This is a genomic window from Pseudomonas sp. nanlin1 (assembly GCF_045571515.1).
GTDB lineage: Bacteria > Pseudomonadota > Gammaproteobacteria > Pseudomonadales > Pseudomonadaceae > Aquipseudomonas.
Genome location: NZ_CP124218.1, coordinates 2,760,811 through 2,779,015, shown reverse-complemented (window position 1 = coordinate 2,779,015; position 18,205 = coordinate 2,760,811). Strand labels below are relative to the sequence as shown.

Sequence of the window (18,205 nt, the reverse complement as noted above, 5' to 3'; positions counted from 1 at the left end):
CATGGGGCGTCAGCGGCGTTTATAACAGACAGGTCGCAGTGTTACTGCACCGCGCCCTTCTTGTAGAAGTTCTCGAAGCAGAAGTTGGTCGCGTCGATGTAGCCTTCGGCGCCGCCGCAGTCGAAGCGCTGGCCTTTGAACTTGTAAGCCAGCACGCAGCCATCTTGCGCCTGTTTCATCAAGGCGTCGGTGATCTGGATCTCACCGCCTTTGCCGGGCTCAGTATTGCGGATGATCTCGAAGATGTCCGGAGTCAAAATGTAACGGCCGATAATGGCCAGGTTGGAAGGTGCATCTTCCGGCTTGGGTTTTTCCACCATGCTTTGTACGCGATAAATATCGTCGCGGATCATTTGGCCGGCGATGACCCCGTACTTATTGGTTTCCTGCGGGTCGACTTCCTGGATGGCGACGATCGAGCAGCGGAACTGGTTGTACAGTTTGACCATTTGGGTCAGTACACCGTCGCCTTCGAGGTTGACGCACAGGTCGTCCGCCAGGACCACGGCGAAAGGTTCGTCACCGATCAAAGGCTGGCCGCTAAGGATGGCGTGGCCCAGACCCTTCATCTCGATCTGCCGAGTGTAGGAGAAGGTGCAGTTGTCGATCAGTTTACGAATGCCAACCAGGTATTTTTCCTTGTCGGTGTTTTTGATCTGGTTTTCCAGTTCGTACATGATGTCGAAGTGGTCTTCGATGGCGCGCTTACCACGGCCGGTGACGATGGAAATTTGGGTCAGACCGGCTTCCAGGGCTTCTTCGACCCCGTACTGGATCAGTGGCTTGTTGACCACTGGCAGCATCTCCTTCGGCATGGCCTTGGTGGCCGGGAGAAAACGGGTGCCGTAACCGGCTGCAGGGAACAAGCATTTCTTGATCATCAGGAGTCCTTAAACACGGGCTTTGGCGTACGAGAGTCGGCGCAGTCTAATCAGGCGCTGGGGAGGTTACAATTCCCTGCTGCCGGCCGATCGCTTGGTTTCATAGAGAAAATCAGGGCGGGATAGTTCCAGGCCTGGATAAATATTACCGCAGTGGCTGTACCGCCGCCTCAGCAATGTATAGCATTTAGCTATCTTTGCACGCCACCGCCCTATTTAAAGAAGCCTTCCATGAAAAACACATTGATTCTGCTCGCCATACTCGCCCTTGGCGGCTGTGCCACGGCATCCCCCACGTACCTCAAAAACGGCGAGCAAGGTTTGAGCATCGACTGCTCCGGCGAGGCCATGAACTGGCAAGCCTGCTACCAGAAAGCCAGCGATTCCTGCGCGGGCGGCGATTACGACATTATCGGCACCGACGGCACGCCCCAGCCCAAGCCGGACCAGAAAACCCTGGGCGCCGACCTGGGCAACTACAAAAACCGCAATGTGGTGGTGGTGTGCAAATAAAACCGCTTAGCCGGAGATGCATTTTTCCACGGCATCGCGGATATCGGTGGGCCGAATGGGTAAGTTCGACAGTCGCTCATGCACTTTGATGGTGCTGCCATTGCTGCGCTCACTGATATCTACCAAGGCAGCCGGATCGGTTTCGGACAGTTTTTGCGGCACGATCACCCGATACCCCTCGTGAATCGGCTCGATCACCGAAGGGCCGCGGCTCTCGGTCAGCTCATCGACTAGGCAAGTGGCGAAAGCCTTGGGGCTCTTGCCGGAAATCACGCTCATGGTTTCCGGTGTCTCGGCGATGTCGGAGACACTCGCACAGCCGCTCAACAAAACGCCTACCACTAACCACCACGCCTTCATAACGGACCTCCATAAAAGAGTCTGTGACCCCGACAACGGGGTTTTGCTCCCCTGAATGTCGGAAAAACACCCAGGCCTGCAGCTATCCAGCCTGCCCGTGGTAACCTTGGCGTTTTGCATGTCAGAAAGCGGCGGAGCACCAGCATGAAATTCGTACACCAGCGCGAGCACCTCAATGAAGACGACATCGTCGTGATCGAATGCTCCCAGCGCTGCAACATCCGCTTGATGAGCGACGCCAACTTTCGCGCGTTCAAAAACGGCGGCCGGCACAGCTACCACGGCGGCGCGTTCGTCGACTTTCCTGCGCGGATCACCGCCCCGAGCACCGGCTTCTGGAACATCACCATCGACACCACGGGCAGCAAACCTACGCCCAAGGTGCGCAAGCCGCCGTTCAAGCATACGATCAAGATCATTCGCCGTACCGCGTCCAAATTCAGCTGACCCAGGAGCGCCCGCTTTGACGGCCACCACTAAATACGTGATCCGCTACAAACTCGACGGCGAGCGCCGCTGGGATTTCGCCCAATTGGCCACAGGTTCATTGGAAGAAGCCCAGGCCGCCCTGGCCAAGATCCACACCGACCCAGCGTTGCAAATCACTGAAATCCATGTGAGCAAAGCGCTGTAGCGAGGTGAGATGACCCTCAACCTATTCGCCGAAGCCGAGCTGGCTCAGCCACCCCGGCGCGAGCAGTTAGCGACCCAGACCTTCGTATTGCGCGGCTTCGCCCTGCCCTGGCTGCAAGCTCTGCTCCCTGCCCTGCGCCAAGTGGTGGCGGCGGCGCCATTGCGGCGCATGGTCACCCCGGGCGGCTTTACCATGTCGGTGGCCTTGACCAATTGTGGCTCCCTGGGCTGGACCACTGACCGCCAGGGCTACCGCTACAGCCCGCTCAACCCCGCCACCGCACAGCCCTGGCCAGCCCTGCCCGATTGCCTGCGCGAATTGGCGCAACAGGCTGCTGCCGCAGCGGGCTTCGCCGACTTCAACCCCGATGCCTGCCTGATCAACCGTTATGTGCCCGGCGCACGCATGTCGCTGCACCAGGACAAAAACGAGCGAGACTACGCCGCGCCCATCGTGTCGATTTCCCTGGGGCTACCGGCGCTGTTCCAGCTGGGTGGCGCGCAACGCAGCGACCCGTCCCTGAAAGTCCCGCTTTTGCATGGCGATGTCATGGTGTGGGGCGGCGTCGACCGGCTGCGCTTTCACGGCGTGCTGCCTTTAAAGGAAGGCGTGCACGAGGTGATGGGCGCCCAGCGCATCAACCTTACGTTGCGCCAAGCGGGCTAGCGACGCCGAGCTGTTCACGCCCTGGCCATACGCTATATAGTTGGCTATATAACGAATGACTTTCGGAGCTTTACCCATGTCGCTGCTGACCAAAACGGCTCTCGCCGGCCTGTTTACCCTCGCCCTTGGCCACGCCCAGGCCGATGAAGTGCAGGTCGCCGTAGCGGCCAATTTCACCGCGCCTTTGCAGGCCATCGCCCCAGGCTTTGAAAAAGCCACCGGGCACAAGTTGGTCGCGGCCTATGGCGCCACTGGCCAGTTCTACGCACAGATCAAAAATGGCGCGCCCTTCGAGGTGTTCCTGGCAGCCGACGACAGCACCCCAGAGAAACTCGAGCAGGAGGGCCAAACCCTCGCCGGCTCGCGCTTCACCTACGCCATCGGCACCCTGGCCCTGTGGTCGGCCAAGCCCGACTACATCGACACCAAGGGCCAAGTGCTCAAGGCTAATCAGTACCAACACCTGGCCATCGCCAACCCCAAAGCCGCCCCCTATGGGCTGGCGGCGACCCAAGTTCTGGGCAAACTTGGCCTGAGCGAGGCCACCCGGAGCAAACTGGTCGAAGGCCAGAGCATCACCCAGGCCTACCAGTTCGTCTCGACCGGTAACGCCGAACTGGGCTTCGTCGCCCTCTCGCAGATCTACAAAGACGGCAAGCTGACCCAGGGTTCGGCCTGGATCGTGCCCGCCAACCTCCACGAACCCATCAAGCAGGACGCCGTGATCTTGAACAAAGGCCGTGACAACCCAGCCGCCAAAGCCCTGGTCGAATACCTCAAAGGCCCACAAGCCACTGCGATTATTCAAGCGTACGGCTATACCCGTTGATGCCACTGGATGCCGGCGACCTGGCCGCTATTTGGCTGACCGTGCAGCTAGCCAGCGTTACCACGCTCATTCTGCTGCTGGTGGGCACGCCACTGGCCTGGTGGCTCACGCGTACCCGCTCCTGGTGGCGCGGGCCGGTGGGCGCGATCGTGGCGTTGCCGCTGGTGCTGCCACCGACGGTCATCGGCTTCTACCTGCTGTTGGCCCTGGGCCCCCACGGCTGGATCGGCCAGGCCACGCAGGCCTTGGGCTTGGGCACGGTAGTGTTCAGTTTCAGCGGTTTGGTGATTGGCTCGGTGATCTACTCCCTGCCCTTTGTGGTGCAACCCCTGCAAAATGCTTTCACCGCCATCGGCGAGCGGCCCCTCGAAGTGGCGGCCACGCTACGGGCGAGCCCCTGGGATTGTTTCTTCAGCGTGGTGATCCCCCTAGCGCGGCCAGGTTTTATCACCGCCAGCATCCTGGGTTTTGCCCATACAGTGGGAGAATTCGGCGTGGTCTTGATGATCGGCGGCAATATTCCGGAGAAAACCCGGGTGGTGTCGGTACAGATTTTTGACCATGTCGAGGCCTTGGAATATGCCCAGGCTCACTGGCTGGCCGGTGCCATGCTGGTGTTCTCGTTTTTGGTCTTGCTGGCACTGTATGGCAGCCGCCAGCGCGCCACTTGGGGCCAGCCATGATCGATGCGCGTATTGAACAGCGCCTGGGCGATTTCAGCCTGGAGGTCGACTTGCACCTGCCCGGCCGTGGCGTGAGCGCCGTGTTTGGCCCTTCCGGCTCGGGTAAGACCACCCTGCTGCGCTGCCTGGCCGGCCTGGAGCGGGCCCAGGTGGCGCGGATCGAAGTCAATGGCCAGTGTTGGCAAGACAGCGCCGCTGGCGTGTTTGTCCCGACTCACCAGCGCGCCCTGGGCTACGTGTTCCAAGAAGCCAGCCTGTTCGCCCATCTGTCGGTGCGGGGTAACCTGGAGTACGGTTTGCGCCGGGTGCCAGCGGCCCAGCGCCAGATACCCTTGGAGCAGGCCTGCGAGTTGCTGGGGATCGAGCATCTGCTAGAGCGACGGCCGCTGCATTTATCCGGTGGTGAACGCCAGCGTGTCGGCATCGCCCGCGCCTTGCTGGCCAGCCCACGCCTGTTGTTGATGGACGAACCTTTGGCTGCGCTCGATTCGGCGCGTAAACGGGAAATTCTGCCCTACCTGGAGCGCCTGCACGCCGAGCTGCAAATACCGCTGCTCTATGTGAGCCATGCCCAGGATGAAGTGGCGCGGCTGGCTGATCACTTGGTGATCCTTGAACAAGGCCAAGTGGTTGCCAGCGGCCCGATTGGCGAAACCTCGGCGCGGCTTGATCTGCCCTTGGCCCTGGCCGATGACGCCGGGGTGGTGCTGCAAGGGCAAGTCAGCGCCTTTGACCCCGACTACCAGCTATTGACCCTGGCCCTGCCAGGCGGCGGCCACCTGCGGGTTACCCACGGCGCCCTGCCCTTGGGTGCACCATTGCGTATGAAAGTTCAGGCGCGGGATGTCAGCATCAGCCTGCAGGAGCAGGCTCACAGCAGCATCCTCAACCGCCTGCCGGCACAGGTGCTGGAGCAGCGCCTGAGCGACACCGGCGCCCATGTGCTGCTGAGCCTGGACATCGGTGCCACACCATTGCTGGCGCGGATCACCCGCTATTCGGCCGAGCAACTGGGGTTGCAGTCTGGCACGCGGGTGTGGGCGCAGATCAAATCGGTGGCGGTGTTGGCTTGATTCGCAATTGATGCGCAATTGCACGTGAAAAGATCGGGGGCAAGCCCCCTCCTACGGGATGTGCCCCAAACCGTAGCAGGGGGCTCGCCCCCGATTTTTTCGCCGGTTTCAACGACGCTTCAGGCGGTCGATAATCACTGCCAGCAGCAAGATGGTGCCGCGAATCACATATTGGTAGAAGGTATCGATGTTCTTCAGGTTCATGGCGTTTTCGATGATCGCCAGAATCAGCACCCCGGCAATCACATGGCGGATCATGCCGATGCCCCCGGCGAGCGATACCCCACCCAGCACACAGGCCGAAATCACGGTTAATTCGAAACCCTGGCCAATCATGGGCTGGCCCGAGGTCATGCGCGAAGCCAGCACCACCCCGGCCAGGGCACCAATCACGCCGTGCACGGCGAAGATAATGATCTTGGTTCGGTCAACGTGCACGCCGGCCAGTAACGCGGCTTCCTGGTTGCCGCCAATGGCCATGGTATTGCGGCCATAGGTGGTGTAATTGAGCAGCCAACCGAAAAACACGAAGCACACGACCGTAATCAAAATGGGCACCGGCACGCCGAACAGCTGGCCGTTGCCAAACACGAAGAAATCTTCCTGCATCACCCCAACGGCTTTACCGTTGGAAAAAATATAAGCCAGGCCGCGGACGATCTGCATGGTCGCCAACGTCGCGATCAGCGCATTAATGCGCAGTTTAGCGATCACGATGCCGTTGATCAGGCCCACGATCAGGCCCATGCCCAACGCCGCCGAGACGCCCAGAAACACGCTTTCGGTATCGCGCATGACCACCGCCGTGATCACCCCGGCGCAGGCGATGACCGAACCCACCGACAAGTCGAAGTGACCGGAAGCCAGGCAGTAGAGCATGGTGCAGGCCGCGATGCCGACGGTGGAAATCGCCAACCCAAGGCCGCGCATATTCAGCGGCGAGAGGAAATTGTCGATCAACAGCGCGCACAACACGAAAATGCCCAGGGCTGCCAACAGCATGACCCAGTCATCAAGAAAACGCCGCATATTAAGGCCTTGGCGTGGCGCCTGCAGGGTATTGGGAGTGGACATGTGCACCTCATTGTTATTGTATTCGGTCATGGCGATGGATCAGTGGCGAGTACGTGGCAGGGCCAGTTGCAGCAGATGGGATTCTTGCGCATCGGCCCGGGCCACCTCGCCGGTCAGGGCGCCTTCGCTCAGGACCAGAATCCGGTCGCTGATGCCGATGACTTCCATCAGGTCGCTGGACACCACAATCACCGCGATGCCGCTGGCCGCCAGGTTGTGGATGATCTGGTAAATCTCGGCCTTGGCCCCGATGTCGATGCCGCGGGTCGGTTCGTCGAGTAGCAGAACTTTCATGGGCATCGACAGCCAGCGGCCTAAAATGGCTTTTTGCTGGTTACCGCCGGACAAGTACATAATCAGTTGCTCGGCCGAAGGCGTCTTGATTTTCAGCGCGCTGATCTGCTTTTGCGCATTGTCGTGCTCCCAGCGCCCATCGATCAGGCAGCCCATGTGGGCGTGGCGGCTGCGCGCGCCAATGTTGATATTTTCGGCGACGCTGCCCAACGGCACGATGCCTTCTTTTTTACGGTCTTCAGGGCACAGCAGAATCCCGGCAGCGATGGCATCGCGCGGGTTCTTCAGGGCCAGCGTTTGCCCTTCCAGGCTCAGGCTGCCCGCCTTGATCGGCGCCAGGCCGCAAAGCAAGCGCAGCAGCTCGGTGCGCCCTGCCCCGACCAGGCCGAAAAATCCCAGGACCTCGCCTTTGTGCGCGGTAAAGCTCACCGGTTCCTGCAGGCCATGCCCCAGCAGCCCTTGCACCCGCAGTGCTGCACCTTGCTGCGGGCGCGGCCGGTAGTCATAGATGTCCTCGATATCACGGCCCACCATGCACGTCACCAGTTGGTCATGGCTGAGGCTACTCATGTCATCGAAAGTACGCACGAAGCGGCCGTCCTTGAACACCGTGACGGCATCGCAGATGCGGAAGATCTCTTCCATGCGATGGGACACGTAGAGGATCACCCGGCCCTCATCGCGCAAGCGCCCAATAATCGCCATCAACCGCTCGATTTCCCGGGCCGACAGGCTGCTGGTGGGCTCGTCGAAGGCGATCACGTGGGCGTTGCGCGACATGGCCTTGGCGATCTCCACCAGTTGCCGCTGGCCCAGCGATAAGTCCCCCAGGCGGGTCGCGGGGTCGATTTCATCGGCCAGGCCCTTGAGCAGCTCGCGGCCCCGGCGCAGCATGGCGCCGCGGTTAACCAAGCCGAAACGTGCCGGCATATGGCCCAGCAGCAGGTTCTCGGCCACGCTCATCTCGGGCACCAGGTGCAACTCTTGGTGAATCACGGCAACGCCGCTGGCGATGCTTTCAGCGGCCGACTTGAACACCATCGAGCGCTCGCCGATACGTACCTCACCGGCGCTGGGCGCATAGGCGCCGCCGAGGATTTTCAGCAGGGTCGACTTGCCCGCGCCGTTTTCGCCCATCAGCGCGTGCACCTGACCCGGCTGGGCCTGGAAGCTAATGTCGGACAGCGCGCGCACACCCGGAAAGTTCTTGCCAATGCCCTGAAAGCTTAGGCACTCGCGGTTATTGGTTGAAACAGCCATGCAGGGTTCTCCTCGAAAAAACGGCGGGCCGTAGCGCAGGAAACGGGCCCCTGCGCTACGGAAGGATCAATTCCACAAACCGATTTTTTCCAGTTCCTGCTTGAAGTTTTCCCGGGTGATCAGCGTCACCTCATCCATCGCGGTGTATTTGGGCGGCTCTTTGCCCTGGGTCACCCACTCGAACACCATCGTGGCGGTCTGGTAGCCTTCCAAGTGCGGGCTGGGCAACATCGAACCGAAGAAGCCGCTATCGGCTTTTTTCAACTCGCCGATGGCGTCAGTGCCGTTGATGCCGATGCCGATCACGTTGGCCGCCTTGAACCCAGCGCTTTCAGTGGCACGCACGCCACCCAGTACGGTGTTGTCGTTCATGCCACCAATGATCAGGTTCTTCGCCCCGCTAGGCAGCTTGACCAACGCCGAGTTGGTGGCGTCCATGCTGCCGGGCACGTCGAGGGTTTTCTGCGCGGCGTAGAGGATATGCTCTGTCGGGAAGCCCGCTGCCTTGAGGGCGTCGACCGAACCGTCAGTGCGTTTTTTGCCCGTATCCAGCTCGTTGTAGGTGTTGATCACCGCGTAGGTTTCTTTCCAGTCCCAACCGCGCTTTTTCGCTTCGCCAGCCATGGCGGCGCCCTGCTTCTGGCCCACCTCGAATGCGGCCATGCCCAGGTAAGGCACGTCTTCCATCGGCTTGCCCTTGGCGTCGACAAAGCGGTCGTCCACGGCCATGACCTTCATATCATTGAGTTTGGCCTTGGCAACAATGGCCGGGCCAAGGGATACGTCGGGCGGGCAGATCACAAAGCCTTTGACGCCGTTGGCGGCTAGGCTGTCGATGGCCGACAGGGTTTTCTCGCCGTCGGGTACGGCAATCTTCACCACCGTGAAGCCTTTGTCCTTACCGGCTTTTTCGGCGAAGGCCCATTCTGTTTGAAACCAAGGCTCCTCAGGCTGCTTGACCAGGAAACCGATCTTCACCGGATCGGCGGCCGAGGCAGTACCGGCGCCGAACATGGCGACGGTCAACGCGGCGAAACACAGGGAACGAATCCCATGACGACTCAACATAGCTGACTCCTTATTTTTATTGACTAGCTACAGCGTCCAGCGGGTGAAACGGATGACCGCGTCAGTCTTAACACAGGATCGACGGGCCTTGGGTAACCTAATGTCACGCCTGAGCGAAGCGCCGGCAAGGCAGCCCTGGCACCTCCACCCGAGCCATCAGCACAGCACCGTCCAGGGCACTAGGGCCGGCCGCGCTGGTCACGTAGAGGGTGCGCAGGTCGGCGCCGCCGAACACGCAACTGGTGGGCCTGGCCACCGGCAGTTCGATCACTTCGCGGCACTGCCCATCGGCCCCTAAACGCAGCAGGCAATGGCCATCCCAACGGGCATTCCACACTTCGCCCTGGCTGTCCATGGCCGAGCCGTCGGGAAAACCGCGCGCATGGGCGCTCGCCCAGACCTGGCGCGGGCCGAGCTGGCCGGTGGCGGTAATGGGGTAGCGGTAAATCACCTCATCCAGGGTGTCGGCGCAGTACAGGGTGTCGCCAGCGGCATTCCACAGCAGTGTGTTAACGATGCCTTGGCCGCTGAGCAGTGGCGTGACCACTGCACGCGCATCGACACGAAACAAACCGCCGGAACGCCGCGTTAACGGCACATCGCCGCCTTGGGCGTCGAGGTTGTTCTGCATGCTGCCCAGCCACAGGCGGCCGTGGGCATCGCAGCGCGCTTCATTGGCGCGGTTGCCCTCGACCGGGTCGGCCACGCAGAAGAGCCTCAGGCGCGGGGCTTGCGCAGGGCTGCTGAGGTCGAGGCGGTAGACTCCGCTGGCCAGGGTAACCAAGGCATCGCCAGATTCGGTGGGGATAAACGCAGACACAGGCTCGTTGAGCTGCCACTGCTGATAGCACTCGCCCTGCAAGCGACAGGCGAGAAAACCGGCGATATCGGCCCAGTACAGCGCCTGGCTGGCGACGTCCCAGAACGGGCCTTCGGCAAGCCGGTAGCGCTGGGGGGTGATGGGATGCCACTGCATGGCAGGTCTCCAATTTTTATTATTGTGCTCGCCTATGACCGGGATCAATGCACGCTAGACACCTAGCGCTATGATTGCAGCCACCCCGGCAGGGTGCTTGGCTCAAATAGTATTACTATTTATTTTAAAATCCACTGTTTTTCGACTATACCTGCTCAAATCCGGAAAAAACTCTGGATCTAGTCAGACAACATTGACTTTGTAGCCCTCTAACAACAATAAGGAAGCCGCTATGACCCTGCCCATTTACCTGCGCACGCCGCTGCTCAGTAGCCTAGGAACCGCGCTCATGATCGCATCGCTGTCCGCCCACGCCGGGCTCAGCCAAGACCGCAGCAACTTCGGCGCCCTGCCCGATGGCACGACCATCGAGAAATTCACTCTGCGCAACAGCCATGGCATGCAGGCCAGCGTGATCACCTATGGCGCGACCTTGCAGGCGCTCTTGGTGCCGGACAACAAAGGCCAAGTGGCCGACGTGGTGTTGGGGTTCGACTCGGTCAAGGACTACCAGGCCAACGGCACGGTGTATTTTGGCGCCACCATCGGCCGCTTCGGCAATCGCCTGGCCGAGGGCCGTTTCAGCCTCGACGGCAAGACCTTCCAAGTGCCGCAGAACGACAAGAGCAACGCCCTGCACGGCGGCCCCCAGGGCTTCGACAAGCGCGTGTGGCGAGCCGAACCAAGCAACAGCGAGGGCCGTGTGGGGGTCAAACTCAGCTATACCTCGGCCGATGGCGAGATGGGCTTTCCCGGTACCTTGCGTACCGAAGTTACTTACAGCCTGGGCGAAGACAACGACTTGCGCATCGACTACCACGCGGTGACCGATAAACCCACCGTGCTCAACCTCACCAACCACAGCTACTTCAACCTGGCGGGCGCCGGCCACGGCGATGTGTTGAAGCAGGTCGCTACCCTGCACGCGGCCCACTACACCCCAGTGACTGAGAAGCTGATCCCCACCGGTGAACTGGCGCCCGTGGCAGGCACGCCCATGGATTTCCGCCAGCCCACGGCCATCGGCAAGCACATCGCAGCGGATCACCCGCAGCTCAAGTTTGCCGAACCCAAGCACGGAGGTTTCGATTTCAACTGGGTCTTGGACAGCAAAGGCAAACTCGACGCCCTGGCCGCCGAAGTGCGTGACCCCGCCTCCGGCCGGGTGCTCAAGCTTTACACCAGCGAACCCGGGGTGCAGTTCTATACCAGCAACTTCCTCGATGGCAGCGTCCACGGCAAGGGCGGCAAGGCCTATGCCCACTGGGGTGCGTTCACCCTGGAAACCCAGCACTACCCCGACGCGCCTAACCAGCCCAGCTTCCCCAGCACTCGCCTGGACCCCGGCAAAGCCTATACGCAAACCACCGTGCTGAAATTCTCGGCGCAATAACCCAAGCAAAAAAAAGCCACCGCACGTTGAGTGGGGTGGCCAAAACCTTAACCAAAGGAGTTCGAAGGGGAGCAGACTCACACTGTAGAAGCACCTGGGCGGGGAAGGTCCAGATGCAAAGAGTCTGTTCAAACTTCGAGGGCAAACGTAACACGGGGTGGGCTGTACGCCTTATCGTTCCTGTCGATAGTCACTATCGCTAATGCCATTAATGGCTGCAGGTGCCCTATTGCGTCGGGCTGCAATGGCCCGTCTAGCCCCCCGCGCGCGCTATAAAGACGATCCTAGGGAATCTCGGACCCTTAGGTATTGTCATATTGCCGTCAAGGCGCCAAAGTTCGCATATTCCCCCGCGTTATTGCGACAGGGCCTCGTCATCGGATGACCTTTCTCTCAATTACGTAGCCCATGATCATAGAACGCTCGCCCGTTTCGCCCCTGCTTGTTGCCCCGCCCGGTGGGCAGATGGGCGCCACGTTGCGCGCCACAGACTGGTCGGCCAGCCCCTTGGGCGCCTTCGACCAGTGGCCTGCCACCCTGCGCGCCACCTTGCGCCTGATGCTGGTATCGACCCAAAGCCAATACCTGGCCTGGGGCCCGGAGCAATTGCTGTTCTTCAATGACGCCTATCGGCCACTGCTGGGCGATCGCCTCGACGGCGCGCTGGGCAAACCCTTGCGCAGCGTTTTGCCCGAGGCCTGGGTGGCACTGCAGCCGCTGCTCCAGCAGGCTCAGAGCGGCCAGGCCGTCGAGGTCGATGAGTTACAGGTCAGCATCATAAGGGACGGCGAGAACCAGGAAACCTATTGGTCATTGGCTTGCAGCCCGATCTACGACGAGCGCGAGCTGTGCGTCTTAGGCGTGCTCTGCACCACCCGCGAGACCACCCACGCCAGGCGCCTGGAAGCTGAGTTACGCGACATCCAGGCGTTCAACGCCCGGGTGCTGGCGTCGAGCAACGACTGCATCAAGGTACTCGACCTGGATGGCAAACTCACCTTCATGAGCGATGGCGGCATGCGGGTCATGGAGGTCAGTGACTTCAATGCCATTCGCGGCTGCCCTTGGCCGGACTTCTGGCAGGCCCAGGGCAATATCGATGCAACCGCCGCATTGGCGGGCGCCAGGTTGGGCATATCCGGCCGTTTCCAGGGCGCCGCCGACACCTACCTGGGCACGACCAAATGGTGGGACGTACAGGTCACGCCGATCATGGACAGCCAGGGCCGACCTGAGAAGATCCTCTGCATCTCCCGTGATATCACCGCCACCCGTGAAGCCGAAGAGGAACTGCGCCGGCTTAACCTGACCCTGATCGAACGGGTGCAAACCCGCACTCAGGACCGTGACCGGCTGTGGCAACTGTCCACCGACCTGATGCTGGTCGCCGACTTCAGCGGGCATATTTTTGCCGCCAACCCAGCCTGGTCGCACGCGCTGGGTTGGGACCATGAAGAGTTGATCGGCCACAGCTTCGTCGACCTGCTACACCCCGACGACTGCGAAGACACCGCCGTCGCCGCCGCTGACCTGGCCCGCGGCGACAGTGTGCAAAACTTCGAGAACCGCTACCGGCACAAAGACGGCAGCTACCGCTGGATTTCCTGGACCGCCGTGCCAGACCGCGACTATATCCATGCCATTGGCCGTGATATCCAGGCCGAACGCGAAGCCGCCGAAGCCCTGCGCAAGACCGAGGAGGCTCTGCATCAATCGCAAAAGCTCGAAGCCATCGGCCAGCTCACGGGCGGCGTGGCCCATGACTTCAATAATTTGCTCACGGTGATCAAGTCCTCGACCTACCTGCTCGGGCGCAGCCTGGACGAGACCCGGCGTGCCCATTACATCGAAGCGATTTCCGACACCGTGGACCGGGCCAGCCGCCTGACTTCACAGTTATTGGCATTCGCCCGCCGCCAGGCACTGCGGCCAGAAACATTTGACGTGGGCCGCAGCGTGAAATCCATCGGCGAGATGATTGGTACCCTGATTGGCGCACGCATCAATGTCCATATCGAACTGCCGCAGCAAGCCTGTTACATCAAGGCCGATGCTGGCCAGTTCGATACCGCGCTGGTCAATATGGCCGTCAATGCTCGCGACGCGATGGACGGCGAAGGCCAGTTGAAACTATCGGTACGCCCGGTGGTGGGCCTACCAGCCAACGCTGGCCGGGCCCAGCAGCCCGGTGAGTACGTCGCCGTGAGCCTGACGGACACCGGTTCAGGAATCGGCGAGGAGCAAATGCAGCATATCTTCGAACCCTTTTTCACCACCAAGGAAGTGGGCAAAGGCACCGGCCTGGGCTTGTCGCAGGTATTTGGCTTTGCCAAGCAGTCCGGTGGTGAGGTGACCGTGGACAGCTCTATCGGCGGTGGCACCACCTTCACCCTTTACCTGCCACGGACCTCGCCCGACGGCGTGGTAGAGCTTCCCGCGCACCCGGACGATGATGCCAGCGACGGCGCTGGGGCCTACATATTGGTGGTCGAAGATAACCCCGAGGTGGGTGAGTTCTCCACCCACACCCTGAGGGAGCTGGGCTACAAGACCCACTGGGTGAAAACCGCCGCAGCCGCCCTGACCTTATTGGCGCAAGAGCCTAAGCAGTTTCAGGCGGTGTTTTCCGATGTGGTGATGCCAGGAATGAACGGGATTGCCCTGGCTGAGCAGATCCAACAGCGTTTCCCGGGCTTGGCGGTGGTGCTGACCAGCGGCTATAGCCCTACCTTGATGCAGGGGTCGACCCACACATTCGTGCAAAAACCCTACTCGGCCCAGGCATTGGCGTACGCGCTACGCACCGCCATCAGGGCTCAGTGAGGCTTGCGCGGATGAACGTCTCCCCCCGTTGGATCATCTGCGAGCATTGCGACTCGTTATTCGAATCGGTGCCCCTGGCCAAGCGGCAGAAAGCCGAGTGCAGCCGCTGCGGCGCGGTACTGGAGCGCAGCCGCCGGCTGAGTGTGCAAGCCCTGTTCGCCTTGGCCATCACTGCTGCCCTACTGTTCGTGTTCGCCAATGCTTTCCCGGTGGTGATCATCAGCATGGAAGGCCTGAGCAATGAAGCCACCCTGTGGAAATCGGTCGAGGCCCTGGCCCAGGGGCGTATCACGCCCATGGCGGCAGTGACCGGGCTGACCATCATCCTCGCGCCGATGCTACAGATCGCCCTGCTCTGCTGGCTACTCGGGTTCGCCAATGTCGGCCGCGCCGCCCCAGGTTTTAAAGCTTGCATGCGCGCCTTGGAGCACTTACGCCCGTGGAGCATGTTGGAGGTCTGCCTGCTGGGGATCCTCGTGGCCATCGTCAAGCTGGCTGGCATGCTCAACGTCAGCCCAGGCATGGGCCTATGGGCGCTGGGCATGCTGTGTGTGCTGTTGATCCTGATTTCCGGCAAGGGTATCCGGCGTTTGTGGGACGACCTCGAAGGGCAGATCCGATGAGCATGCCGGCCTATGCCCGTAGTTTGAACCTGGTGCTATGCCACACCTGCGGGCACATTTGCCAGCACTCAGACCCGCGTTGCCCCCGCTGTGATTCCCCGGTGCACCCGCGCAAGCCCAATAGCATCGCGCGCACCTGGGCCCTATTGATCGCCGCGCTGATTCTCTATATACCGGCCAATCTGTTGCCGGTAATGCGTACCAACATGTTCGGCCGAGCCAGTGAGAACACCATCATGAGTGGTGTGATCGAATTCTGGAAAAGCGGCTCGTGGGACATCGCCGCGCTGATCTTCTTTGCCAGCGTCGTTGTGCCCTGCATGAAGTTCCTGATTTTGGGCATGCTGCTGGTGACCTGCCAGCGCAAAAGCCGCTGGGCCATGCGTGAGCGCAGCCAGCTGTACCGCTTTATCGAGTTGATCGGGTATTGGTCAATGCTCGATGTTTTGGTGGTGGCGCTGGTGGCCGCGTTAGTGCAGTTTCGTTCGTTGAGTTCTATCGATCCCCTGCTGGGTATCGTCTTTTTTGGTGTGGTGGTAGTGCTGACGATGTTGGCCGCCATGAGTTTCGAGCCCCGGCTGATCTGGGATGCAGAGGTGGAAGATGTCTGATCGTTCAAGTTCCCCAGGTTCTCCGGCCGCGACCCCGGTGGTGCGAACCCGGCGGGTCAATGTCTCGCTGATCTGGATCGTGCCCATCGTGGCGGCCCTGGTGGGCTTATCCATGCTGATCAACAACGCGATCTCCGCAGGCCCGCAGATCAGCATCAGTTTCCAGACCGCCGAAGGCCTGGAGGCGAACAAAACCCAGGTCAAATACAAGAACGTGGTGATCGGCCAGGTCACCGCCATTACCCTTAGCGAAGACCGCAGCCATGTGGTGGCCACGGTTAACCTGAACGCCTCGGCACAGGCCTTCACCGCCCAGGATTCGGTGTTCTGGGTGGTGCGCCCGCGCATCGGCGCCAACGGTATCTCCGGGGTCGACACCCTGCTCTCTGGGGCCTTTATCGGCGCTGATGCGGGTAGTTCGGAGCAAACCGAAAAGAATTTTGTCGGCCGCGAAACACCACCGCCAATCACCTACGGCGAGCAAGGCAAGCGTTTTACCTTGCATACCGATGACCTCGGCTCCCTGGACATCGGCTCGCCCGTTTCTTACCGGCGCATTCAGGTCGGCCAAGTGGTGTCTTACCATCTTTCCGAGGACGGCAAGGGCGTCGATGTGGACATCTTTGTCCATGCCCCCCACGACAAGTTCGTCACCACCGACACCCGTTTCTGGAATGCCAGCGGCGTCGACGTGACCTTTGGCGCCAGTGGTTTGAAGGTCAACACTGAATCTTTGTCGACGATACTGGCCGGCGGCGTGGCGTTCGTAGAACCCAAGTACAGCCCTGACGCCAAGCCCGCCGCCGAGCAGGCCCGGTTTGGCCTGTTCGCCAACCAAGAGGCCGCCATGGCGCGCCCCGACGGCGAGCCGCGCTATTTGCGGATGAGCTTCGACCAGTCCTTGCGTGGGCTGGAAGTCAATGCACCGGTGGAATTTTTGGGAGTCAACATTGGCCGCGTGGTGTCGGTCGACCTCGACTACGACGCCAGCACCAAGACCTTCCCCAGTGTGGTTGGCGTGGTGATCTACCCGGACCGCCTGGGCTTGGCCCACGACAAGATCCTCAAAGAACTCGGCGCCGAAGACGATGCCCGCACCGCGCAGTTGATGTCGGCCTTCGTTAAACAGGGCCTGCGCGCCCAAGCTCGAACCGCTAACCTGCTGACGGGCCAATTGTACATCTCCCTTAGTTTCATTCCCAAAGCGGCGCCGGTTACCTTTGACATGGCGGCGCGGCCGCTGGTGATCCCCACCGTGCCAGGCAGCTTCGACAAGGTGCAAGAGCAACTGCAGGGGGTACTGGACAAGATCAGCAAGCTGCCGCTGGATCAAATTGCCAATAACCTCAACGGTAGCCTGGCGGAAATGCAAAAAACCCTGAAAACGGTCAACGGCGAAGTGCTGCCGCAGCTGCGCGGCACCCTGGTGCAAACCCAGAAAACCCTCGGCACCGCCAACGCGAGTCTGGCCGAGGACTCGCCAGAACGGCAGCAAATCAGCCAGGCCATGTCTGAGGTGCAGCGCACGGCGCGCTCGGTGCGTATCCTCACAGATTTCCTCAGCCGCAACCCGGAAGCCTTGCTCCGGGGCCATACCAAACAGGGCGAGCCGGATGCCTACAAAGCTCCCAGCCATTCCTCACGCGCAGTCTCACCGGAAGCACAGCCATGAAAACCCGCATCCTGGCCCTGGCGGCCTGTGTTGGCCTGAGCGCCTGCAGCACCCCCGTGGCCCGCTATTACACCCTGCAAACACCGGTGGCCGATGCGCCGGTGGCAGTGGCCGCAGCGCCTTTCCAATTCGAGATGCTCAGCGTGCGCGTACCGGTGCAGGTCGACCAGCCGCAGTTGGTGGTGCGCCAGGGCCAGGGCGGCCTGGCGATTCTGGAGAACGACCGCTGGAGTGCGCCGCTGGCCGACGAGTTCCACGACGCCCTCACCGACCGCCTGGAACGTCGCCTGGGCACCCGCGACCTGGCTGGCCTGCCCAAGGCCCCAGGGCGTGAGGTGCTGTCGGTGCAAGCCGAGGTGCGCCGCTTCGACTCCCTGCCCGGGCAGTACGCTTTGCTCGATGTGGTGTGGAGCCTGGGCCTGCGCGGCAACGACCAGCCCCGCCAAACGTTGACTTGTGCCAGCCAGCTACGCCAACCGGCTGGCGTCGAGCTGGAGAGCCTGGTGCTGGCGCACCAGGTGCTGATCGACCGATTGTCGAAAACCATTGCCGATACATCTAGGGCTTGGGCCCAGGGTGGCGTCAACGGCTGTCCGTAAGATCAAAAGATCGGGCCGGTAGGAGGGGGCTTGCCCCCGATCTTTTGCCCTTTTGCCACCGATCTTTTGCCCCCGATCTCTTTTGGTGCACTGGATTTATCATTCCCAGTGATACTTATGTTCAAACCATTCGATTCGTCGATGATCCCCGTCGCGCTCATGATCCGCCCACT

General features: G+C 61.1%; 19 protein-coding genes. 13 read left to right on the top strand and 6 right to left on the bottom strand.

Annotated elements, in window-relative coordinates; translation table 11 throughout:
• Positions 1-41: 41 nt before the first annotated feature.
• Entirely contained in the window at positions 42-881 is an 840-nt protein-coding gene (gene galU, locus QCL65_RS12980; protein WP_407309193.1) for a UTP--glucose-1-phosphate uridylyltransferase GalU, read from the bottom strand.
• A 231-nt stretch (positions 882-1,112) separates the two neighbouring features.
• Here galU and QCL65_RS12975 point away from each other — a divergent pair, with 231 nt between their 5' ends.
• A complete protein-coding gene (locus QCL65_RS12975; RefSeq protein ID WP_407309191.1) occupies positions 1,113-1,394 on the top strand; it encodes a hypothetical protein in 282 nt (93 codons plus the stop codon).
• Positions 1,395-1,400: 6 nt separating this feature from the next.
• Here the strand turns inward: QCL65_RS12975 and QCL65_RS12970 are convergent, their stop codons facing one another.
• Positions 1,401-1,754, bottom strand: a complete 354-nt coding sequence (locus QCL65_RS12970; RefSeq protein WP_407309189.1) for a hypothetical protein — start codon at positions 1,752-1,754, stop codon at positions 1,401-1,403.
• A 144-nt stretch (positions 1,755-1,898) separates the two neighbouring features.
• Here QCL65_RS12970 and QCL65_RS12965 point away from each other — a divergent pair, with 144 nt between their 5' ends.
• The 6 genes from QCL65_RS12965 to modC all read left to right on the top strand — a co-directional run bounded on the left by QCL65_RS12965 (position 1,899) and on the right by modC (position 5,639).
• A complete protein-coding gene (locus QCL65_RS12965) occupies positions 1,899-2,201 on the top strand; it encodes a DUF1883 domain-containing protein (protein WP_407309187.1) in 303 nt (100 codons plus the stop codon).
• Between the two features lie 16 nt (positions 2,202-2,217).
• A complete protein-coding gene (locus tag QCL65_RS12960) occupies positions 2,218-2,388 on the top strand; it encodes a hypothetical protein (protein WP_407309185.1) in 171 nt (56 codons plus the stop codon).
• A 9-nt stretch (positions 2,389-2,397) separates the two neighbouring features.
• Entirely contained in the window at positions 2,398-3,054 is a 657-nt protein-coding gene (gene alkB, locus QCL65_RS12955; RefSeq protein ID WP_407309183.1) for a DNA oxidative demethylase AlkB, read from the top strand.
• Between the two features lie 76 nt (positions 3,055-3,130).
• On the top strand, positions 3,131-3,883 hold the full coding sequence (modA, locus tag QCL65_RS12950; protein ID WP_407309181.1) for a molybdate ABC transporter substrate-binding protein: 753 nt from the start codon (positions 3,131-3,133) through the stop codon (positions 3,881-3,883).
• On the top strand, positions 3,883-4,566 hold the full coding sequence (gene modB / locus QCL65_RS12945) for a molybdate ABC transporter permease subunit (RefSeq protein ID WP_407309179.1): 684 nt from the start codon (positions 3,883-3,885) through the stop codon (positions 4,564-4,566). The genes modA and modB overlap by 1 nt, the downstream gene beginning before the upstream one ends.
• A complete protein-coding gene (gene modC, locus QCL65_RS12940) occupies positions 4,563-5,639 on the top strand; it encodes a molybdenum ABC transporter ATP-binding protein (RefSeq protein WP_407309177.1) in 1,077 nt (358 codons plus the stop codon). The genes modB and modC overlap by 4 nt, the downstream gene beginning before the upstream one ends.
• 108 nt (positions 5,640-5,747) lie before the next feature.
• Here modC and araH read toward each other — a convergent pair whose 3' ends face one another.
• From araH to QCL65_RS12920, 4 genes are all read right to left on the bottom strand, one after another.
• Positions 5,748-6,713 carry an L-arabinose ABC transporter permease AraH gene (gene araH / locus QCL65_RS12935; protein WP_407309175.1) on the bottom strand — a complete coding sequence of 322 codons (966 nt, stop codon included), beginning with the start codon at positions 6,711-6,713 and terminating at the stop codon, positions 5,748-5,750.
• A 39-nt stretch (positions 6,714-6,752) separates the two neighbouring features.
• Entirely contained in the window at positions 6,753-8,267 is a 1,515-nt protein-coding gene (gene araG, locus QCL65_RS12930) for an L-arabinose ABC transporter ATP-binding protein AraG (RefSeq protein ID WP_407309173.1), read from the bottom strand.
• Positions 8,268-8,333: 66 nt separating this feature from the next.
• Positions 8,334-9,335, bottom strand: coding sequence for a substrate-binding domain-containing protein (locus QCL65_RS12925; protein WP_407309171.1), 1,002 nt, complete (start codon positions 9,333-9,335; stop codon positions 8,334-8,336).
• 103 nt (positions 9,336-9,438) lie between these two features.
• Positions 9,439-10,311: an SMP-30/gluconolactonase/LRE family protein gene (locus QCL65_RS12920; protein ID WP_407309169.1), complete on the bottom strand. Its 873-nt coding sequence runs from the start codon at positions 10,309-10,311 to the stop codon at positions 9,439-9,441.
• A 232-nt stretch (positions 10,312-10,543) separates the two neighbouring features.
• Here QCL65_RS12920 and QCL65_RS12915 point away from each other — a divergent pair, with 232 nt between their 5' ends.
• The 6 genes from QCL65_RS12915 (at position 10,544) to QCL65_RS12890 (ending at position 18,032) form a co-directional block, all read left to right on the top strand.
• The gene (locus QCL65_RS12915) at positions 10,544-11,704 is read left to right on the top strand and encodes an aldose epimerase family protein (protein ID WP_407309167.1); all 1,161 of its coding nucleotides are present in this window, start codon (positions 10,544-10,546) and stop codon (positions 11,702-11,704) included.
• 465 nt (positions 11,705-12,169) lie between these two features.
• Positions 12,170-14,527, top strand: a complete 2,358-nt coding sequence (locus QCL65_RS12910) for a PAS domain-containing protein (protein ID WP_407309165.1) — start codon at positions 12,170-12,172, stop codon at positions 14,525-14,527.
• A gap of 11 nt (positions 14,528-14,538) precedes the next feature.
• The gene (locus tag QCL65_RS12905; protein ID WP_407309163.1) at positions 14,539-15,150 is read left to right on the top strand and encodes a paraquat-inducible protein A; all 612 of its coding nucleotides are present in this window, start codon (positions 14,539-14,541) and stop codon (positions 15,148-15,150) included.
• Positions 15,147-15,761 (top strand): paraquat-inducible protein A, encoded by a 615-nt coding sequence (locus QCL65_RS12900; protein ID WP_407309161.1) that lies wholly within the window; start codon positions 15,147-15,149, stop codon positions 15,759-15,761. The genes QCL65_RS12905 and QCL65_RS12900 overlap by 4 nt, the downstream gene beginning before the upstream one ends.
• Positions 15,754-17,433, top strand: a complete 1,680-nt coding sequence (locus QCL65_RS12895) for an intermembrane transport protein PqiB (protein ID WP_407309159.1) — start codon at positions 15,754-15,756, stop codon at positions 17,431-17,433. Before QCL65_RS12900 ends, QCL65_RS12895 begins: the two co-directional genes overlap by 8 nt.
• On the top strand, positions 17,430-18,032 hold the full coding sequence (locus tag QCL65_RS12890) for a membrane integrity-associated transporter subunit PqiC (RefSeq protein ID WP_407309157.1): 603 nt from the start codon (positions 17,430-17,432) through the stop codon (positions 18,030-18,032). The genes QCL65_RS12895 and QCL65_RS12890 overlap by 4 nt, the downstream gene beginning before the upstream one ends.
• Positions 18,033-18,205: the final 173 nt, after the last annotated feature.